We start from the raw sequence: 18,558 nt of genomic DNA, 5'->3' as shown, positions 1-18,558 counted from the left end.
TAATTCGCTATTATGTCTGAGTTAAAGGCGCGCATTATTGCTGATATGAAATCAGCAATGAAAGCCAAAGACAAAGCCACCCTTAAAGCAATACGCATGATTTTAGGGGTAATCAAACAAAGAGAAGTTGACGAACGCATTGAATTGGATGATATGCAGGTGCTTAGCGTTGTACAAAAAATGGTCAAACAGGGTAAAGATTCAATTTCACAATTTAAAGAAGCAGGCCGTATCGATTTAGTTAATGTTGAAGAGGCAGTGTTGGTTGTTATTAATAATTATATGCCAGAACAATTATCAGATGTTGAAGTGAATGCTGCCATTAATAAAGTAATTGCTGATATCGGCGCGTCTTCTATGCAAGACATGGGCAAGTTAATGGGTTTGTTAAAAAGCCAATTGGGTGGCAAAACTGATATGGGTGTTGTGTCTGGTTTAATTCGGTCTAAATTTTCTTAAAGCAAGATACCATCGCCTTTTCTATGTGATTAAAATAACTAATTAATACACATTGTTAATAATTCCCATTGTTACGTCTTGTTACTCTTTATAGGTATATTAGGACATAATAAAATTATTATTATTTTAAATAAATAAGGAATACCTCTCCTCTATATCGACAGCCGCACATCGTCATTATAATTCATCACTGTTCATCACTGTTCATCACTAGAGTTACTAATATGACAAAGGGTTTGGTCTTAATCTTCATGTTTAACCAAGCCTTCATTCTTCTCAAAATTGCTGCAGTGTTGGCATTTATATAATTAATAATGCGATGTTGCCAATATTCTCTAAGTATTATTATCTTTTGGGGCAAAGTAGAACTGACTAGTTCGGTTATTCGTGAAACAATCTTTGTGGTTGATACGATTAAATTAAGAGCACTTGATTTTATTGAAAAGCCATTGCCAGAAGAAGCGCTTTTACAAAAAGTGATTGGTGCTATTAATGAGTTTCAAAAGAATATTGATATTATTACTCGTTATAAATTACTAACTGATAAAGAAAAACAAATATTTGCTTGCATTGTACTTGATGCTACTAATCAGCAAATGACTGAAAAGTTATATATTTCACGATCAAGCGTTGAAAAACATAGGACTTTAATGATAAAAAAGATGGAAAGCTGGCACACCTTGCCATATTTGGTTAAAATGCTACCAACGCTAAGACCTTTAAGTGTTAATTTAAATCCATTATGGTGTGATTTAGATATCAACTACCAAATTTACCAATAAGTACAAAATACTACTATATTAATCAGCTAACCAACTTAATATAATACACTTTGCATTCATTATATTTTTTCCCAAGAAAATATCTTGATGTAACTACATTTGTTGTAGCATTTTTGAAATGTTGTGATAAGTGCATATTAATTATATTTTACTACGCCTTACTTGTTCTTAAAAGTATCACTGTTTTTTTCTTTATATATAATGGTAATTATATTTGGAGAGGATTTATGAAGTTATTATTAATACTATCTATTGTTATTGTTTAGGTTGTATCTGAAAAAACGACACCTGATTATGCTAAAGAAACGAGTTGGGCAGCACACAAGTTAAATATTTAAGATTGATATTCCCATGCTTGATTTGTATAGTGTGGATGATATTGAGCCGGTATTAAGCTCTGTAAAGGCGCGCGCTAACGCATCAAGTAAGAATAAAAATTACCATCAAAAAATGGTGAATGCAGATTACTTTTTTAATGAAAAAGATGGCTTGTTAATTGATACGGTCAGCACTTGGTTGAATTAGTTCAACTATTATTACTTGGAGTGTTTTCTGGTTTTGTAGCAGGTTTGTTGGGTGTTGGCGGCGGTTTAATTATCGTGCCAGCTTCTGCTGTATGTATTAGCAACCGAAGTTCATGAAGTAGTTCTAACGCACACAGCAATTGGCACCGCACTTTCTGTGATTGTTTTTACTTCTATTTCCAGTGTTTAGGCGTACCACTGTCATAGGACAATTCATTGGCATAACTTTATAAAACTCACGCCTACTATTTTATTAGGGGTATTTTGTGGAGCGATTGTTGCAAAGTATTTGAGTTTTGATTCTTTGAGAATTTTCTTTGCAATTTTTAAAATCATTGTGGCACTGATTATGTGGTTTGGTATAAGCAATCTCTGGGCATGTGGATAATTTAAGCAGGTGGATTTTATAATAACAGGCATTGAGGCTGAGAGTGTTACTAGTGGCTTAGATTTTATCCATATGAAAGCGTTACTAAGTATTGTTATTACCAGCTTCCTGTTTGCACCATTAGGTGATAAGGTTGCAAACAGCGTTGACGGTAAAAAATCCTAAAAAAGCTTTGCTTTATTTCTGGTTTTTTTAGGATTTTTAGTGATTGCTTTTTAATCTTATTGTTAACTAACCTTGCCATGGTGGTGTTAGATTGTGCTCTACTTCTAAATGGTCAAGTATTCTAGCCACAACAAAATTCACTAAGTCTTGAATAGATTTAGGAGCTTGATAAAATGCAGGATTAGCATCCATGATTACCACACCAAGGCGTGAAAGTTTAAGCATATTTCCTAAATGGATGGCTGAATAGGGTGTTTCCCTAGGCACTAAAATGAGTTTTTTCTGCTCTTTAATCACCACATCAGCAGCGCGGTGCATAAGATTATCTGCATAACCATTGGCAATAGCACTAAGTGTGCTCATGGTGCATGGGCAAATAACCATAGCACGCGGCGGATTAGAGCCTGAGGCAACTGGTGCAGTCCATTGATTTTTTGAAAAAACCTTAATCTGACCATTTTTTGCATTTAAGTATTTGGTAAGGTTTTTTTCAATTGCAGCAGTATCAGCACCTAAATTAAGATCAGTTTCCATGGCAATGACAGTATTGGCAGCACGGGAAATCATCACATAAACTAACGACTGGATTTTGACCAATTCTTTAAGTAAGGTAATGGCATATGGCATGCCTGAAGCACCAGTTAATGCAATGGCAATAGGTTTCATAGCTTGGGTATTATTTTGTTAAAAATATCATCAAAACTACCATTGGACATCATCACAAAGTGGCCATGATTAATATGGCTAAGGTGGTTGACAATGTCATCAACAGAGTCAAACAAATAAGCTGAGTGATTGTTTTTAAACAAAGCCTTAATATTTGCATTATTTTGTGGATAAATAACCAAGCCATTGTTAGGCATGGTGTGAATTAAATGGTGAAATTGTTTTTGGATGTCTTTAAGTGAATCAAAAATATCCGCCTGGTCAAATTCTAAATTATTAATCACCAATGTTCTTGGGTGGTAATGAACAAACTTAGAGTGTTTGTCAAAAAAAGCCGTATCGTGCTCATCAGCCTCAATCACAAAAAAGTTAGAGTCAGTTAAACGCGATGACAACCCAAAATTTTGCGCAACACCACCAATTAAAAAACTAGGATTGTAACCAGTAAATTTAAGTATCCAAGTTAGCATACTAGCCGTGGTAGTTTTGCCATGAATGCTGGGGCACACGCGCGCAGCACTCATTTATCATGCAATACGTTTTCACTTAGCTACTGCGCGCGCCTGAAGTATACGAATATTGCTGGCGAGTACCTCCTCCACGCAAGCATTACCACGAGACAGGGCATTGCCAATAATAAATAAATCAACCTTGGGTAAATCTTTAGTTTTGTAGTTTCGCGTATAACTAATATTTTGTTCGTCAAGCTGGGTGCTCATTGGCGGATATACACCTTGATTTATCCCAATAACTTGATGCCCCATTTGTTTAGCAGTCAAGGCAAGTGAGCCCATAAACATACCAGCAATACCAAGAATATGAATGTGCATTATGAGGACTTAAAATCAAGTGAGGCAGAGTTAATGCAATAGCGGTTGCCACTTGAGGTAGGACCATCAGGGAAAACATGCCCGAGGTGGGCATTACAATTAGCACACCTCGCTTCAACTCGGCTCATGTCGTGTGAATTATCAGTGATTAATTTAATATTATCAGCGTTTGAAATATCAGAAAAACTCGGCCAACCCGTGCCTGAGTCAAATTTAGTATTAGATGAAAATAAAATCTGATTGCAACACACACAAAGATAATCCCCTTGGTCATGATGGTTGTAATATTTGCCAGTGAACGGTGTTTCAGTATCTGCTTGTTGCGTGATTCTAAACTGTTCTGGGGTTAGTTTATTTAAATCCATTCGTGTATTATATGAGAATTAATAAAATTTTTCCCATTAAGTATGAAAGTTTATTTAGTCGGTGGTGCAGTGCGAGACCAGTTATTAGGCATTGCAGATAACAACACTGAAAAAGATTGGATTGTGGTTGGTTCATCCAGTGCTGAAATGCTGGATTTAGGCTATCGGCAAGTTGGTAAAGATTTTCCTGTATTTTTACACCCAGGCACACAAGAAGAGTATGCCCTGGCAAGGTTAGAGCGCAAAACAAGTGTTGGATATAAAGGGTTTGAGTTTGACACATCAAACCAAGTTACGTTAGAACAAGACTTGTCTCGCCGTGACTTAACCATCAATGCAATCGCACAAGAAGCGGATGAATTATTTGACCCATTTGATGGTCAAGATGACTTAAATAATGGCATTTTACGTCACGTATCTGACGCCTTTAACGAAGATCCAGTACGGGCGTTACGCGTAGCTCGATTTGCAGCACGCTTTAAAAAGTTTGGCTTTAAAGTAGCGCACCAAACTCACCAATTAATGAGCCAAATGGTTACCTCAGGCGAAGTAGATGCCCTTACCCCTGAACGTGTGTTTAAAGAACTTAACAAAGCCTTGTCGTACGAAACACCATCAGCTTTTTTTAAAGTATTAACCGCTTGTGGCGCCTATCAAAAAGTTTTCCCCAGCCTTGATAATCAAGCACACCAAAATCACAGTAATTCGTTTGAGTTTTTAGATAATCTCAATACTAATAAGGCGCATATTAAATTCTCCATTTGGCTTAAAGATGAGAAGAGGCGTAATATTAAAGCCTTATGTAACACTATTAAATGCCCTAAACAATATCAGCAACTATCTGAGCTTAGTAGTCAGTTTTGCCAATTTGCACAAGGTTTCACTAATCAATCAAGCAATGAAATATTTGATTTCTTTATCAAAACTGATGCCCTTAGGCGCAAAGATAGATTTGAAGATTTACTCACTGTGTTTCAACTACTAGCGATTGATATTGCACCCATTAAACATCTAAAAGATTTACTTAAAGATATTGATATATCTAAACTGGATAAGTTAGACATTGGCAAAGCCATTCAAATAGAGAGAAGATTAATCATTGACTTGTTCCTTAAAACAACAAAGAAGTAATATCAAGAAAACTAAATTCATTTTGAATTAATTATAATAGTCATGTGATTATCAAAATAACGATTAAAGATTTAAAAAAAATTGATCGGCGTTATAGGCAACAAATAGAACAAGCAATTATTGATTTATCAAAGGGCGATGTTAAAAAAATGAAAAATCAAGATAATGATTTTAGATTAAAGGTTGGCAGGTATCGAGAGTTGTTTAGTATGGACAGTACGCACATCATTATTCATACCGTTAAACCCAGAAGCGATGCTTATAAATAAGGAGACATTATGCAAATATTGACACTAGATAACAACAACACTGAATACGCCATCATCCTTATGGATGAATATAAATTAATACCACGCCAATTTATTGAGTGATTAATGTTTGTATCTCTACATTCCCACACTAGCCAGACGACTTAATCTTTTCCTCACAAAGTTGCTTGGTTAAAGTTTGTAAGTAAGTCACTCTTTCACTTAAATAGCTTTCCTTTTCGATGATTTTATAATACTCCGAGTAACGTGTTTTAACATAGGCTTGTTTGAGTTGTTGTAAGTTACAGGTATAAGGTTTGTATTGAGTTAGCACTAAAGAAAGGCAAGAATAATAGTGTTCAGTTACTTGGTGAAGTATAAAGGCTACTTTTTTATAATACTGTTTATTATTTTTATGAAACACAAACCCTTCAAAAAAAATCATTTGCACTATTAAATCATTTATCATAATCACTAATATAATCAATATGTGGCTTATTTATCCATTTGCCTGTCGCATGTAAACCATAAAGAATAACTTTAACCAATTTACCCGTTTTCTCTCGCTCGAAGTGTGCTTCACAACCCCATCAAACTCCTCGAATTACTTGGATAATTTGCCTTACGTGAGTTTGCTTGTTGCTGGGTAAATGGCTTAAAGAGTCTTTCATTTGGTTTGCTTGAAAATGCTCGTTAGTTAAGTGAGTGTTGGGTCTTTATCTGTTAATAAGGATTATACAGATACAATGATAGGTGTAAGGTAGAGGATAGGTTTTGAATTTTTTATTCTTTAATTTTAGGTGATAAGACGCAACATCTTACTAGGTGTTTTTAATTAATGTTTATGTCTTTATTTTGAAAGGCTTTTTAACCCTTTGTACATAACTATAAGCATTTTAATGCTTGAATTCAGTCGATGCGTCGGGGCTCTTCCCCGACTGGAATGATTTGTTAGGTAGTTTTATGGTGTTTGTGTTGATACCACAAAATACTAAATAAAGCCACTAACCTCAAAACAGACATTGTTGCAAACAATATTAAGATTTCCATTATTGTCTCCTTATTAAAACAAAACCAATAATTGCACTACCATTGTTGGGTATTTTTTAAGTTTATCTGACATCTTACATTTAAAAGATTCCACAATCTGCTCACCAGAAAATTCGCATAAAAAGGTAGATGATTTTTTGAAAATATTTGCATTTTCTGAGTCATTAATACAGGGTAGGTTAATCCTTTTTAGCGTATAAAGTAACTTATCCTCATTGACTATCTAGAATGTCTGCGCCTCAAAAAAGCACCTAAACAGGTGCTTTTTTTAATTTTTTTAATAGTTGTATAACGAATCAATTTGTTCTTGCCGCCCATTAGATACGACCACTCTGAGGCGTATCTAACTGTTAATATGAGGGGATTATTTCCTTATATTATAATATCAAAATGAAGCTATATAAAAAAATCAGTTAGTTAGTAGGCGAGTATGTGATTGAGGAAAATACAAGATTAGATGGTTATTTTTACTCCCTAAAGGCGCTAAACAGAGTCAATACGACAAAGTAAATCAAACTCACAATAATCACAGGCATTTTTGTTGGGTAAGACGGTGGCGATGCCATTTTGAAAATCAAGACTGGCAGTGTTTAGAGTGTGTTGCCAGATTTTAAGTTGTGCGTCCCAATCTTGGCATTTTCCTTTGTATTTGGACTGCTTGGGTAGAGAGTCTGGGTCTTTTGACAAGCCTTTGAAGTTTATTTTGTTTGAGGCTAGCTCAATAAAAGCAGCGCCTTGAACGTTATTGATGAGGGTGTAAATGGGGAGTTGTGGCTCACTAATGGCCTTGCCACACCAGCTGGCGATTGAGGTCGTACCTGTTTTATAATCGAAGATGATTTGGTCGCCATTGTTCATTTGGTCGAGTCTATCTAGTCGGGTTTCAAATTCTAAATTGGCAATATTGGCGGTGATGTTTTGCTCAGTTGCTAGTACACAAAAATCTTCTCTTTGTTTATCGGTTTCAATGAAGGAGTGAATAAGGCGAGAGAGCCTGAGTTTCTCTATTTTTTTAAAACCTGAGCTTGGATAGCGTTTAAGGGCGACGTTTATTTTGTTAAAAATAAGACTATCAAGTTCTTTAGTATTAAGGGCTAGAAGTTGTTCTTTTGAGGTAATTTCTTGATAAATATATTGCAAGGCGTTGTGGATAATACTGCCTTGTTCTAATCGATTGATACCGATGTGTGGTGCATCAAAACTTGAGGTATTGAGTCGATGCGCAAAGCCTTTAAAAGCACAAGCCATTTGGTCTTTTAAAATGCGAACACCTGATTTGACTTGGGGTTTTTCTAAATGGGTTGTGTGAGTGTCAACAATAGACTCTAGTGTAATGGGCAATATTTCTTGAATATAATTTGTGTTAATGGCTGGGCCAAATTCTACCAATGGTGAGGGTAATTGCTCGCTTTCAAGGTGTGTTAATGCATAGGAGAAAACAACTTTGCTGGCAAGTGAGCTTAAACTTTCCAGTGTGTTTTTAGCGTCAGTTGCAATCAGTTCGTAATCTGTGTGCGGAATTTGGTGTGTTACACTGATATCATGTGCAATAAAGCGAGTTAAGTTGAGTCGTTCGGGTAGGAATTGGTTGGTCATACCCAACACCCAAGCCTCGTCAAAATATAAGCTTTGTGCTTCTAAAGCGCCCAGAATTTGGATGTTAGTTTTGCTTGCTTGTGCTTGAAAAATAACTTGCGTGGTTAAATTGTTTAACTGTTTGATGGCAGATTGGGTGCTAACTCTGTCAAAATAAAGTGAGAGCCGATTAAGCCCTAAACTGGTTTGTAAGTATTTCTTAAATAGTTGATATTCGGTACTGCTTAGGTTTCTATCAGTGGCAAAGCCCCAAGTTTTAAGCGTACTATTAAAGGCTAAAAGGTGTGATTCGAGCGTATTATTGGTTAGTTGTTCACACTTAATATTGTCAATAATAGTTTTTAAGATTGGGCATTTGGATAGAGCTTCATCAATTTTATCTAAACTGAATTCATCAGTCGATAAAGATAAAATCTGGTTCATTAACAAACTTCTGGCTGATCTTTCTTGTTGATAGCCAGAGACATAAACACAAGTAACGACTTGGTTAAATAACGTGCTTTGGATTTTGTTGCGTTGTAGTTGCGTGGATAGTGTCAAAATTGATAATAAATCTTGAATAAGAGGGTATTGATTTAAGCGCAGCCCTAAGGATATATTGTAGGATTTTTGCCCAATCTCAGTAAGAAAATCATCAAACACTTGATCAAAAATAGAACTCAACTGATGTTGTATATCATTAAGTTGTGGGCTAACGATGACGACTGATTTATCAGGATTATTATCAAAGTGTGCTTTTGCCCATTGAGCGGCTTTGAGTATTTCATTTGTGCTGGTATCAAAAGTGAGGGCTGATATATTGTGGGTGTTGACGGCATTAATTTGTTGATATCCAATTGTATCGAACAAAAGTTGTTGTTGAGGAGTTAGGGCTTTAAAGCCGTATATATGAGGTTTAGTGATTGATACATTGGCTTTAATAATTAAACTTGGCAGGTCGTGTAAATCAACCAAACCTAGGGTTGATTTGGTATTTTTATAGGCGTCAATCCAAGTACTAAATAATTCAGATGAACGTATTTTTGAACGAGTTAACTCGTTCAAATCAATTAAATGATTGGCACAATAATCATTATTTTTAACCACTTCATCCAGTAGGCGTTGATCTGTGCTTTGCTTCAGTTTTTGCATGGATTGCTTGATAAGGTCTCTTGATTCAATCTGGTCAATAAAGCGTAAGTTTGAATTAAGACTAATTCGGTACCAAGTGTGGCGCAAATATTGTCCCCAAGATAAGGCTTTTGGCAGTTGGGTATTGCTATGTTGAATGGCAAAGGTTTTTTTAAAAGCCAGTACTTGTCGATTATTGGCTAAAACAACTATATCTTTAGCGTTAAGCTTAGCTAGATTGGCATTAATCAACATAGCCAAAAAAGGTGTCTAATCGAGCCCACAACGCTTCTAAACCTTGTTTTTTTAGGCTAGAGAATAACTGCACATCAACATAAGGATATTTTTTAATTTGATTACGAACTTTAAGGTAGGTGTTGCTGGCGGCACCTTTTTTTAGTTTATCAGATTTGGTGAGTATGATTTGTGTGGGTAAATTAATACTATGGCACCAGTCAAGCATCATTTGGTCGAAAGGTTTAAGTGGATGGCGAACATCCATAACCAGCACTGCACCGCGCAGGCAGTCACGCTTGTTAAAGTATTCGTTCATGTCTTTATGCCATTTAGCTTTGACACGTTCTGGCACTTTGGCATAGCCATAGCCAGGCAAATCAACCAGGCGACGGTCTTTGTCAAGCTCAAAGAAAACCAAGTACTGAGTCCTACCAGGAGTGCGCGATACTTTGGCAAGTTTATTTTGTAGTGTGAGTGTATTAATGGCACTTGACTTGCCCGCATTTGATCGACCAGCAAAAATAACTTCATATCCCTCGTCTGGCGGACAGCCTTTTAAAGAGGGAGAAGAGAGCAGAAATTTGGCTTGGTGGTAGTGTTTACGCATTGTTAAAAACGGTGTATAATCAAAAACTCGTGGTTATTTATGGACCATTAATTTTAATGATAAGGAGAGAGAGTAATGAAGAGAATTCTATTAGCAGTAACTGCCGCTATATTTATAATGGGTTTTGCTCAAGCAGATGGCGCAGCAGATTATGCTGCTGGTGGTTGCGCTAGTTGTCATGGTGTCGCAGGTGTATCAGCCATTCCAACTTATCCTAACCTTGCTGGACAAAATGCGGTTTATACCGTTAAACAACTAAAAGATTTTCAAACAGGCGCACGTAAAGATCCAACTATGAATGCAATGGCGGCAATTATTGCCGGCAAAGAACAATCAATTGCTGATTTCTTGGCAACACAAAAATAACCCTTGTTTTTGAACTGAAAAATCCCTAATTTATTAGGGATTTTTTTAAACAACATAATAATGAAAAAAAAATACTACACTATACATGGTCATGATAACGCTAAATACTATTTTAGGCGCACGTAAAGACCCAACTATGAATGCAATGGCGCCAATGGTTGTTGGTCATGAACAATCAATTGCTGATTATTTATCCAAACAATAAAAACCACTCTTTATTTCACTATTTTAATAGACCAGAATTAATGTATAATGTTGACTTATTTGTTTTCAAAAAAACGCATATATTATGAATAAATTAGCCTCAATTTTTATTATTGCAATCGCTTTTACTTCAATCAATGTTTTTGCATCTGGCGATGTTGTCAAAGGCAAAGTTACTGCGGTAACTTGTGTTGCTTGTCACGGTGTTCAGGGTAATTCGGTAGTGGCTACATTTCCTAAATTAGCTGGACAGGGCGAAGGCTATTTACTAAAACAGTTGCAAGATTTTAAATCAAACGTTCGTCAAGATGCGATTATGAAAGGCACGGTTGCACCATTAACTGAGAGCGATATGGAGAATTTAGCTGCTTATTTTTCCAAGCAAACCATCACTCAAGGTGTTGCCAGTAAAAATGCCAATATTGCTTTGGGTGAGCGGCTTTATAGAGGTGGTAATAAAGAGAAAGGTGTAACGGCTTGTATTGCCTGTCATGGCCCTATAGGAACTGGCATTCCTTCTGCTAAGTTTCCAGCTTTAGTCTCTCAGCATGCGGCTTATATAACCAAACAACTCATCGCTTTTCGCCAAGATGCGCATAATGTACAAATGGATACCAATGCGGCTGAGCGTAATAATGACTATGAAGGGATGATGAGAAACATCACCAAATATTTAAGTAATAAAGAGATTGAGGCAGTTTCTCAATATATTGCTGGGTTGCAAAATTAAAAGATGAGTCAAGGCTGGGACAAGCTTTAATTAACATTAAGAGGTAGTTATACTACCTTTTTTATTACCCGTGTTTTAGGTATAATTGGTTCTTCTTTTCAAGTATAAAAATGGATTTGAACGCAATGAAAACTTCACTAGAAACATTAGAAGGTCTAGCCAGATTGTTAACAGTAGACTTGCCTATTGATACTTTTAACCAAAAAACGGATAAAATTTTACAAAAAATGGCATCGCAAGTGAATATTGACGGCTTTAGAAAAGGTAAAGTTCCCGTTTCTGTTGTGCGTAAGCGTTTTGGTGGTAATGCCAGTTCAGATGCCATTAATGAGATTGTGAACGAAACCTTAACTAATGCATTGACACAAGTCAAAGCAACGCCTGTTGCACAGCCAGTTATTAGCAAAGTTGACTCAGAAGATGAGAAAATTTTTTCTTATACGGTGGAGTTTGAAGTGTTTCCTGAGATTAAAGTAGCTGATTTTTCAGAACTTGCTATTGGACAAACCAAAGTAGAGATTACCAAAGCTGACGAGCAAAAAACACTGGATGGATTAAAAGAACAATTAACTGAGTATAAAGCCGTTAAACGCAACTCTAAAACGGGCGATAGATTATCAATTGACTTTAAAGGCTTGATTGATGGAGAAACCTTTGAGGGTGGTGAAGCCAAAGGCTCCAAAATAGTACTTGGCAAAGGTTCAATGATTAAAGGCTTTGAAGAAGGTTTAATGGATGCAACTCCTAGCAGTGAACTGGTATTAAATTTGACATTCCCTAAAGATTATCATATGGATAAATTAGCAGGCAAAGCCGTTACTTTTAAGATCAATATTAATGAAGTGGCCTCGCCCAAAGAGCCAAAATTAGATGAAGTATTTGCTAAAAAGTTTGGCGAAAAAGACATGGAGGCTTTAAAAGTGAGTATGAAAGCGCAAATGAAGGTCGAAATTGATGGCCGTATTGGTCATTTAAATAAAAATGCTATTTTTGACGCACTTTCTGAAGCTAATCAATTTGACGTGCCACAGTCTAGCATCGACAATGAAGCGCAAAACTTACTTAAAGAGATGAAAGAGCGTATGCAACAGCAAGGTTTGTCAGCACAAGACGAGATATTTGCTTCTGCCTTTAATGATGAAGCGCAACGTCGTGTTAAATTAGGTTTGTTGGTTAATCAAATTTCTAGTGATAATAAATTAAGTGCCAGCATGAAACAAATTGATGCAAAATTACAAGAAATGTCTCAGACATATGGTGAAGACACTCAGAAAATGATTGATTTTTACAATCAAAACCCAAGGAGAAAATCAAGTATTGAGTTATTAGTGGTCGAAAAAATGGTACAAGATTTAATCTTAGACAAGGCCAAAGTAACTTTCAAGCAGAAAAAATTTCAAGAAATTACACAGTAGTTAAATGGATATTGAAAATTTAAATCAAATCCCGATGGTAGTGGAGCAATCTGCTCGAGGTGAAAGAGCTTATGATATTTATTCACGTCTTTTAAAAGAACGTATTATTTTTTTAGTGGGCCCCGTTGAAGACTACATGGCAAATGTGATTGTGGCGCAATTACTTTTTTTAGAATCAGAAAATTCTGATAAAGATATTCACTTATATATTAACTCTCCTGGTGGGTTAGTTTCTGCTGGTTTGGCGATTTATGACACCATGCAATTTATCAAACCTGATGTGTCTACTTTGTGTATTGGTCAGGCGGCAAGTATGGGTGCTTTGCTATTAACAGCAGGGGCTAAAGGTAAGCGTTTTGCACTGCCTAATGTTCGGTGTATGATTCATCAGCCTTTGGGCGGGTTTTCTGGTCAGGCGAGCGATATTGATATCCATGCACAAGAAATTTTAAAAGTGAGAGAAAAACTCAATCAAATTTTAAAACTCCATACGGGTCAAACGATTAAAACCATCCAAAAGGACACCGATAGAGATAATTTTATGTCAGCAGATGAGGCCGCTAAATACGGCTTAATTGACAAAGTATTGACAAAACGTTAAATTTATGAAAGACGATAATCAAGAATTGGTTTGTTCATTTTGTGGCAAAGGTAAATCTGAGATTGAACGTTTAATTAAAGGCCCTGGTATTTATATTTGCAATGAATGTATTGAATCGTGCCATGATTTAATTGAAGAACAAGCATCACAAGAAGAGGTTAATGAGTTTAAGGATTGGAATTACACACCCAAACAGTTAAACAACTTTCTAAATGATTATGTGATTGGTCAAGACCATGCCAAGAAAGTACTATCTGTTGCAGTTTGCAATCATTACAAACGTCTTCGAAGCGGTTATGTATCTAATAAAGTAGAATTGGATAAGTCCAATATTTTAATGGTTGGACCTACAGGCTCAGGTAAGACGCTATTAGCACAAACATTAGCACGTATCTTAGATGTTCCTTTCACAGTGGCTGATGCAACGACATTAACTGAGGCGGGTTATGTGGGTGATGATGTTGAAAATGTGATTAAAAATTTATTATCAAAATGTGATTTTGATCTAAAACGCGCTCAACGCGGCATTATTTTTATTGATGAAATTGATAAAATTTCTCGTCGTTCTGACTCACCTTCTATTACTCGTGACGTCTCAGGCGAGGGTGTACAGCAAGCCATGCTTAAGCTGATTGAAGGCACTGTGGCAAGTGTGCCACCTCAAGGTGGCCGCAAGCACCCTAATCAAGAAACTATTGATGTGGATACTTCGAAGATTTTATTTATTTGTGGCGGTGCTTTTGATGGTTTGGATAAAATTATTAATAGACGTGTTGAAAAAGTAACAGGCATTGGTTTTTCTGCAAATGTAAAAGACCAAAAAGAAGAAAAAACATTGAGCGATTTATTTGCACTGATTCAACCAGAAGATTTAATTAAATTTGGCTTAATTCCAGAGCTTGTTGGTCGTTTGCCAGTACAAACAGCACTAGGTGAATTGGACGAAACTGCCTTGGTGCAAATTTTAACGCAGCCTAAAAATTCAGTGACTAAGCAGTTCCAAGAAATATTTTCCATGGAAGGTGTTAGACTTATTTTTAGAAAGCCATCCTTACTGGCAATTGCAAAATTGGCCATTAAACGAAAAACAGGGGCTAGAGGCTTGCGTTCTATTTTAGAAGATTTGTTATTAGATACGATGTTTGAATTACCATCTCTTAAAGATGTTACAGAAGTGATTATTGACAAAGCAGTGGTGGAGAAGAAAAAAGCACCATTGATTATTTATCAATCCCAAAAACCTCCCAACAAGTTCAAAAAAGTTGGCTAACACGAAGGCTTTAATTGGCATTATTTGAACAACAAAAAGGCGTCGTTGGTAAAGGCGAAAGAACACTTTTGGTGTATGTTGAATTACTAAGTAATAGACAATCGCACAATGCCCAAGCTGAATTTAAAGAACTGGCTAAGTCATCAGGTCTGGATATTGTTAAAACCATTAAAGTAAGTCGCAATTCAGCCTTAGCTCGGTTTTTTATTGGCACAGGTAAGGTTGAAGAGATTGCAATAATGGTAGAGGATTTGGCATTGGATTTGGTGATTTTTTCTTCTGAATTATCACCTTCGCAAGAACGCAATTTAGAAAAATCTCTAAATTGCCAAGTGATGGATAGAACAGGACTAATTTTAGATATTTTTGCCTTGCGTGCCAGCTCCTTTGAAGGTAAGTTGCAAGTAGAATTGGCACAACTTAGGCATTTATCAACACGCTTGGTTCGTGGCTGGACGCATCTTGAACGTCAAAAAGGCGGTATTGGGCTGCGTGGTCCTGGCGAAACTCAGCTAGAAACTGATAAGCGATTGATTGCTGTGCGCATTAAAAATATTACCAAGCGATTAGATAAAGTGCACAAGCAACGTGATTTGGGTAGAAAATCACGCACTAAAAATGAATTACCCATGATTGCTTTAGCGGGTTATACCAATGCAGGTAAATCAACTTTGTTTAATACCCTAACCAATGCGCAAGTATTTGCCAATGATCAGCTTTTTGCAACCCTTGATTTAACCATTAGACGTGTGATATTGCCTGCGTCTGGGGAGGCAATGATTGCTGATACCGTAGGTTTTATTCAAGACTTGCCTCATGACCTTATTGATGCGTTTAAATCCACATTAGAGGAAACTAAGCGTGCTAATGTTTTATTGCACATTGTTGACGCGGCTGATGAATACAATATTGAGAAAATTGCCCAAGTTGAAGACATTATTTTTGAAATTGGTGCAAACAACATCCCAAGTATATTGGTGATGAACAAAATTGATTGTTTGGATAATTTTGCACCACGCATAGATTGTGATGAACATGGACATATTTATCGAGTTTGGCTTTCAGCACAAACAGGAAAAGGTGTTGATTTTCTTTATCAAGCCCTAGCCGAACAGGTTAGTGGCATGATGACTCGTGCAAAGATTCACTTGAATGTTAATAGTGCCTATATTCGTAGTAATATTCATGATATTGGACATATTTATCATGAAAAAGTGGATGATTCTGGGGCTTGGCTACTTGAAATTTTTGTTACTAAGCACTATCTATCTAGATTACTAAACTTCAAAGGCGTTACATTGCTATGGGAACAGAGCTCACCAACGAACAAATTGATTTAAGCAAAGGTAATATTCCATTATTGCCCTTAAGAGATGTGGTGGTTTTCCCTCATACCGTTATGCCATTATTTGTTGGCAGAAAAACCTCTGTTAATGCGATTACTCAAGCAATGGGTACCAATAAATACATTTTTTTAGTGACTCAAAAAGATGATAAAGTAGAAGAGCCTTTGAATGATGATTTGCATCAAGTAGGCACGTTAGCGATTATTCTACAAATATTAAAATTACCCGATGGCACCATCAAGATTTTAGTTGAAGGAGTCAGGCGTGCTAAGATTGAACAAATTGTACAAGTTGATGGTTTTTCTGAGGTGAGTTTAAGTGAATTTAGCTTAAAGTCAAATAATGATACTGAAATAAAAGCAATGATGCGCTTGGCGTTAGATGGTTTCGAGAATTATATTAAGTTAAATAAAAGAGTGCCAGAAGAGGTACTCAAGGTGTTACAAAAAGTGAGCGATGTTGAGCGTTTTAGTGATGTGATTATTGCCAATCTAAACCTTAAGGTGTCTGAAAAACAAGCCTTGTTAGGTGATGATAATGCCCAAGATAGGCTTAATAAAATCTTATCGGTCATTCAAGGCGAGATTGATGTATTAGGTACTGAGAAGAAAATTCAATCACGCGTTCGTAAGCAAATGGAATCCAATCAACGTGATTATTATTTGAATGAACAAATGAAGTCCATTCAAAAAGAACTGGGTCAGGCTGAAGATGAAAATGAAATTGAGGAATTGCAAGCCAGTATTAACAAGGCTAAGATGTCAAAAGAGGCTAAGGAAAAAGCACAAAGCGAGTTAAAAAAACTTTCGCGGATGTCATCACACTCATCTGATGCCTCTATTATTCGCACTTATATTGAAAACTTGTGTGATACACCATGGAAAAAGAAAACCGTTATTAACAAAGACCTTAATAAGGCGCAAAAAATTCTTGATGATGACCATTATGGCTTGAACAAAGTTAAAGAGCGCATCTTAGAGCATTTAGCAGTACAAACACGTATGACTCATAACAAGGCTAATATTTTGTGCTTGGTGGGTCCTCCAGGTGTGGGTAAAACCTCTTTAGGTGAATCTATTGCTGGAGCAGTTAATCGTAAATACGTTCGCATGGCACTTGGCGGTGTTCGAGATGAGGCAGAAATTCGTGGCCATAGGCGTACTTATATTGGTGCCATGCCAGGCTCAATCATACAAAAAATGCAAAAAGCGAAGGTTAAAAATCCACTTTTCTTGTTAGATGAAATTGAAAAAATGGCAAGTGACTATCGTAGCGATCCTTCTTCGGCGATGTTAGAAGTGTTAGATCCAGAGCAAAATCACACTTTTAATGACCATTATTTAGAAGTCGATTATGACTTATCACAAGTCATGTTTGTAGCAACTGCTAACTCACTTGATTTGCCACAGCCACTTTTAGACAGAATGGAAATTATTGAATTGTCTGGCTATACCGAAGATGAAAAAGTTGAAATTGCTAAGCGCCATTTAATTAAAAAGGCAATGGATGGCAATGGCATTAAGGACAGTGAAATTAAGTTTCAAGATGGTGCTATTTTAGATATTATTCGTTATTACACGCGTGAAGCAGGTGTGCGCAGTTTGAGTAGGAGGATTAGCACCATTTGTCGAAAGGTGGTTAAAGAAGTGGTGTTAAAAAAACGTAAAACCAAAGCCAATATTGATGTCAAGAGTTTAGCGAAATATTTAGGCGTGAGGAAATTTCGTTTTGGACTGGCTGAACAAAATAATCAAGTGGGCGAAGTAACAGGACTTGCTTGGACTTCGGTAGGTGGGGATTTATTCACCATTGAAGCCACTGCTTATAAAGGCAAGGGCAAGCTTAACTACACAGGTCAGTTAGGTAATGTCATGCAAGAATCAATCCAAGCAGCAAAATCTGTGGTTAAAAGCAGAGCCAAGAAATTTGGTATTGATGAGAATTTTGACGAGAAACTGGATATCCATATTCATGTGCCTGATGGCGCAACACCAAAAGATGGACCTAGTGCAGGTGCAGCGATGACTACGGCACTGGTATCAGTACTCACAGGTAGAAAAGTTAAAGCCGATGTTGCTATGACAGGCGAGATTACTCTTCGAGGTGAAGTCACCCCAATTGGTGGACTAAAGGAGAAAATGTTAGCCGCACTGCGTGGTGGTATTAAAACGGTGATTATCCCTGATGATAACGAGCGTGAATTGTCCGAAGTACCTGAAAAAATCAAAGGCAACCTTAAGGTTATTCAAGTGAAATGGATTGATGAAGTGCTGGATATTGCTTTAGAAAAATAATATTTAATTTATAAAAAGAGCACTCAATGAGCACTCTTTTTAGTCTTTCATTTTTCATTGGTGCACAAACCACTGATACTTTCGATAAACCCACTTACCTAGATTTAAACACTAAGTACAGTTAAACCGTTGTTAACAAAAAAAACCCCAAAACAACCACCTTACTCAAAGAAG

21 protein-coding genes are annotated in these 18,558 nt (G+C 36.5%); 14 read left to right on the top strand and 7 right to left on the bottom strand.

What is annotated here, in order from left to right; all coding sequences use genetic code 11:
- Positions 1-12: 12 nt before the first annotated feature.
- From HUE58_RS03840 to HUE58_RS06885, 5 genes are all read left to right on the top strand, one after another.
- Positions 13-459 carry a GatB/YqeY domain-containing protein gene (locus tag HUE58_RS03840; RefSeq protein ID WP_174605714.1) on the top strand — a complete coding sequence of 149 codons (447 nt, stop codon included), beginning with the start codon at positions 13-15 and terminating at the stop codon, positions 457-459.
- A gap of 314 nt (positions 460-773) precedes the next feature.
- Entirely contained in the window at positions 774-1,241 is a 468-nt protein-coding gene (locus HUE58_RS03835) for a LuxR C-terminal-related transcriptional regulator (RefSeq protein ID WP_174605713.1), read from the top strand.
- 351 nt (positions 1,242-1,592) lie between these two features.
- Entirely contained in the window at positions 1,593-1,766 is a 174-nt protein-coding gene (locus HUE58_RS03830) for a hypothetical protein (protein WP_174605712.1), read from the top strand.
- Between the two features lie 210 nt (positions 1,767-1,976).
- Complete coding sequence (locus HUE58_RS06890; RefSeq protein ID WP_340689637.1) at positions 1,977-2,153, top strand: hypothetical protein; 177 nt, start codon at positions 1,977-1,979, stop codon at positions 2,151-2,153.
- Between the two features lie 9 nt (positions 2,154-2,162).
- On the top strand, positions 2,163-2,318 hold the full coding sequence (locus tag HUE58_RS06885) for a hypothetical protein (protein ID WP_246260734.1): 156 nt from the start codon (positions 2,163-2,165) through the stop codon (positions 2,316-2,318).
- Positions 2,319-2,384: 66 nt separating this feature from the next.
- On the opposite strand, the gene HUE58_RS03820 is transcribed toward HUE58_RS06885, so the two are convergent.
- The 4 genes from HUE58_RS03820 to msrB are packed head-to-tail and all read right to left on the bottom strand — an operon-like array spanning position 2,385 to position 4,179.
- Positions 2,385-2,984, bottom strand: a complete 600-nt coding sequence (locus HUE58_RS03820; protein WP_174605711.1) for a flavin prenyltransferase UbiX — start codon at positions 2,982-2,984, stop codon at positions 2,385-2,387.
- A complete protein-coding gene (locus HUE58_RS06880; RefSeq protein ID WP_246260732.1) occupies positions 2,981-3,508 on the bottom strand; it encodes a Mur ligase family protein in 528 nt (175 codons plus the stop codon). Before HUE58_RS06880 ends, HUE58_RS03820 begins: the two co-directional genes overlap by 4 nt.
- A gap of 18 nt (positions 3,509-3,526) precedes the next feature.
- Positions 3,527-3,814 carry a Mur ligase domain-containing protein gene (locus HUE58_RS06875; protein WP_246260730.1) on the bottom strand — a complete coding sequence of 96 codons (288 nt, stop codon included), beginning with the start codon at positions 3,812-3,814 and terminating at the stop codon, positions 3,527-3,529.
- Positions 3,814-4,179: a peptide-methionine (R)-S-oxide reductase MsrB gene (gene msrB / locus HUE58_RS03810; RefSeq protein ID WP_174605710.1), complete on the bottom strand. Its 366-nt coding sequence runs from the start codon at positions 4,177-4,179 to the stop codon at positions 3,814-3,816. The genes HUE58_RS06875 and msrB overlap by 1 nt, the downstream gene beginning before the upstream one ends.
- Positions 4,180-4,221: 42 nt before the next feature.
- Here msrB and HUE58_RS03805 point away from each other — a divergent pair, with 42 nt between their 5' ends.
- Both HUE58_RS03805 and HUE58_RS03800 read left to right on the top strand, forming a co-directional pair.
- On the top strand, positions 4,222-5,310 hold the full coding sequence (locus HUE58_RS03805) for a tRNA nucleotidyltransferase/poly(A) polymerase-related protein (protein ID WP_174605709.1): 1,089 nt from the start codon (positions 4,222-4,224) through the stop codon (positions 5,308-5,310).
- Positions 5,311-5,354: 44 nt separating this feature from the next.
- The gene (locus HUE58_RS03800) at positions 5,355-5,579 is read left to right on the top strand and encodes a type II toxin-antitoxin system RelE family toxin (RefSeq protein ID WP_174605708.1); all 225 of its coding nucleotides are present in this window, start codon (positions 5,355-5,357) and stop codon (positions 5,577-5,579) included.
- A 130-nt stretch (positions 5,580-5,709) separates the two neighbouring features.
- On the opposite strand, the gene HUE58_RS03795 is transcribed toward HUE58_RS03800, so the two are convergent.
- The 3 genes from HUE58_RS03795 to yihA all read right to left on the bottom strand — a co-directional run bounded on the left by HUE58_RS03795 (position 5,710) and on the right by yihA (position 10,158).
- Entirely contained in the window at positions 5,710-6,027 is a 318-nt protein-coding gene (locus HUE58_RS03795; RefSeq protein ID WP_174605707.1) for a HEPN domain-containing protein, read from the bottom strand.
- Positions 6,028-7,091: 1,064 nt separating this feature from the next.
- Complete coding sequence (locus HUE58_RS03790; protein ID WP_174605706.1) at positions 7,092-9,569, bottom strand: PD-(D/E)XK nuclease family protein; 2,478 nt, start codon at positions 9,567-9,569, stop codon at positions 7,092-7,094.
- The gene (yihA, locus tag HUE58_RS03785) at positions 9,559-10,158 is read right to left on the bottom strand and encodes a ribosome biogenesis GTP-binding protein YihA/YsxC (RefSeq protein ID WP_174605705.1); all 600 of its coding nucleotides are present in this window, start codon (positions 10,156-10,158) and stop codon (positions 9,559-9,561) included. The genes HUE58_RS03790 and yihA overlap by 11 nt, the downstream gene beginning before the upstream one ends.
- Before the next feature lie 75 nt (positions 10,159-10,233).
- On the opposite strand from yihA, the gene HUE58_RS03780 reads away from it, so the two are divergent.
- The 7 genes from HUE58_RS03780 to lon all read left to right on the top strand — a co-directional run bounded on the left by HUE58_RS03780 (position 10,234) and on the right by lon (position 18,384).
- A complete protein-coding gene (locus HUE58_RS03780; RefSeq protein WP_174605704.1) occupies positions 10,234-10,524 on the top strand; it encodes a c-type cytochrome in 291 nt (96 codons plus the stop codon).
- A 289-nt stretch (positions 10,525-10,813) separates the two neighbouring features.
- Entirely contained in the window at positions 10,814-11,458 is a 645-nt protein-coding gene (locus HUE58_RS03775; RefSeq protein ID WP_174605703.1) for a c-type cytochrome, read from the top strand.
- 125 nt (positions 11,459-11,583) lie between these two features.
- Complete coding sequence (tig, locus tag HUE58_RS03770; RefSeq protein ID WP_174605702.1) at positions 11,584-12,873, top strand: trigger factor; 1,290 nt, start codon at positions 11,584-11,586, stop codon at positions 12,871-12,873.
- A gap of 4 nt (positions 12,874-12,877) precedes the next feature.
- Positions 12,878-13,474 carry an ATP-dependent Clp endopeptidase proteolytic subunit ClpP gene (clpP, locus tag HUE58_RS03765; protein WP_174605701.1) on the top strand — a complete coding sequence of 199 codons (597 nt, stop codon included), beginning with the start codon at positions 12,878-12,880 and terminating at the stop codon, positions 13,472-13,474.
- Between the two features lie 4 nt (positions 13,475-13,478).
- Positions 13,479-14,744 (top strand): ATP-dependent Clp protease ATP-binding subunit ClpX, encoded by a 1,266-nt coding sequence (gene clpX / locus HUE58_RS03760; RefSeq protein ID WP_174605700.1) that lies wholly within the window; start codon positions 13,479-13,481, stop codon positions 14,742-14,744.
- A 14-nt stretch (positions 14,745-14,758) separates the two neighbouring features.
- Positions 14,759-16,084, top strand: coding sequence for a ribosome rescue GTPase HflX (gene hflX, locus HUE58_RS03755; protein ID WP_174605699.1), 1,326 nt, complete (start codon positions 14,759-14,761; stop codon positions 16,082-16,084).
- Positions 16,048-18,384: an endopeptidase La gene (gene lon, locus HUE58_RS03750; protein WP_174605698.1), complete on the top strand. Its 2,337-nt coding sequence runs from the start codon at positions 16,048-16,050 to the stop codon at positions 18,382-18,384. The genes hflX and lon overlap by 37 nt, the downstream gene beginning before the upstream one ends.
- The last annotated feature ends 174 nt before the right edge of the window (positions 18,385-18,558 follow it).

It is taken from the genome of Candidatus Ruthia endofausta (assembly GCF_013342985.1).
GTDB lineage: Bacteria > Pseudomonadota > Gammaproteobacteria > PS1 > Pseudothioglobaceae > Ruthia > Ruthia endofausta.
The sequence above is the reverse complement of the archived record's forward strand: the minus strand, read 5'-3'. Positions and strand labels throughout refer to the sequence as shown.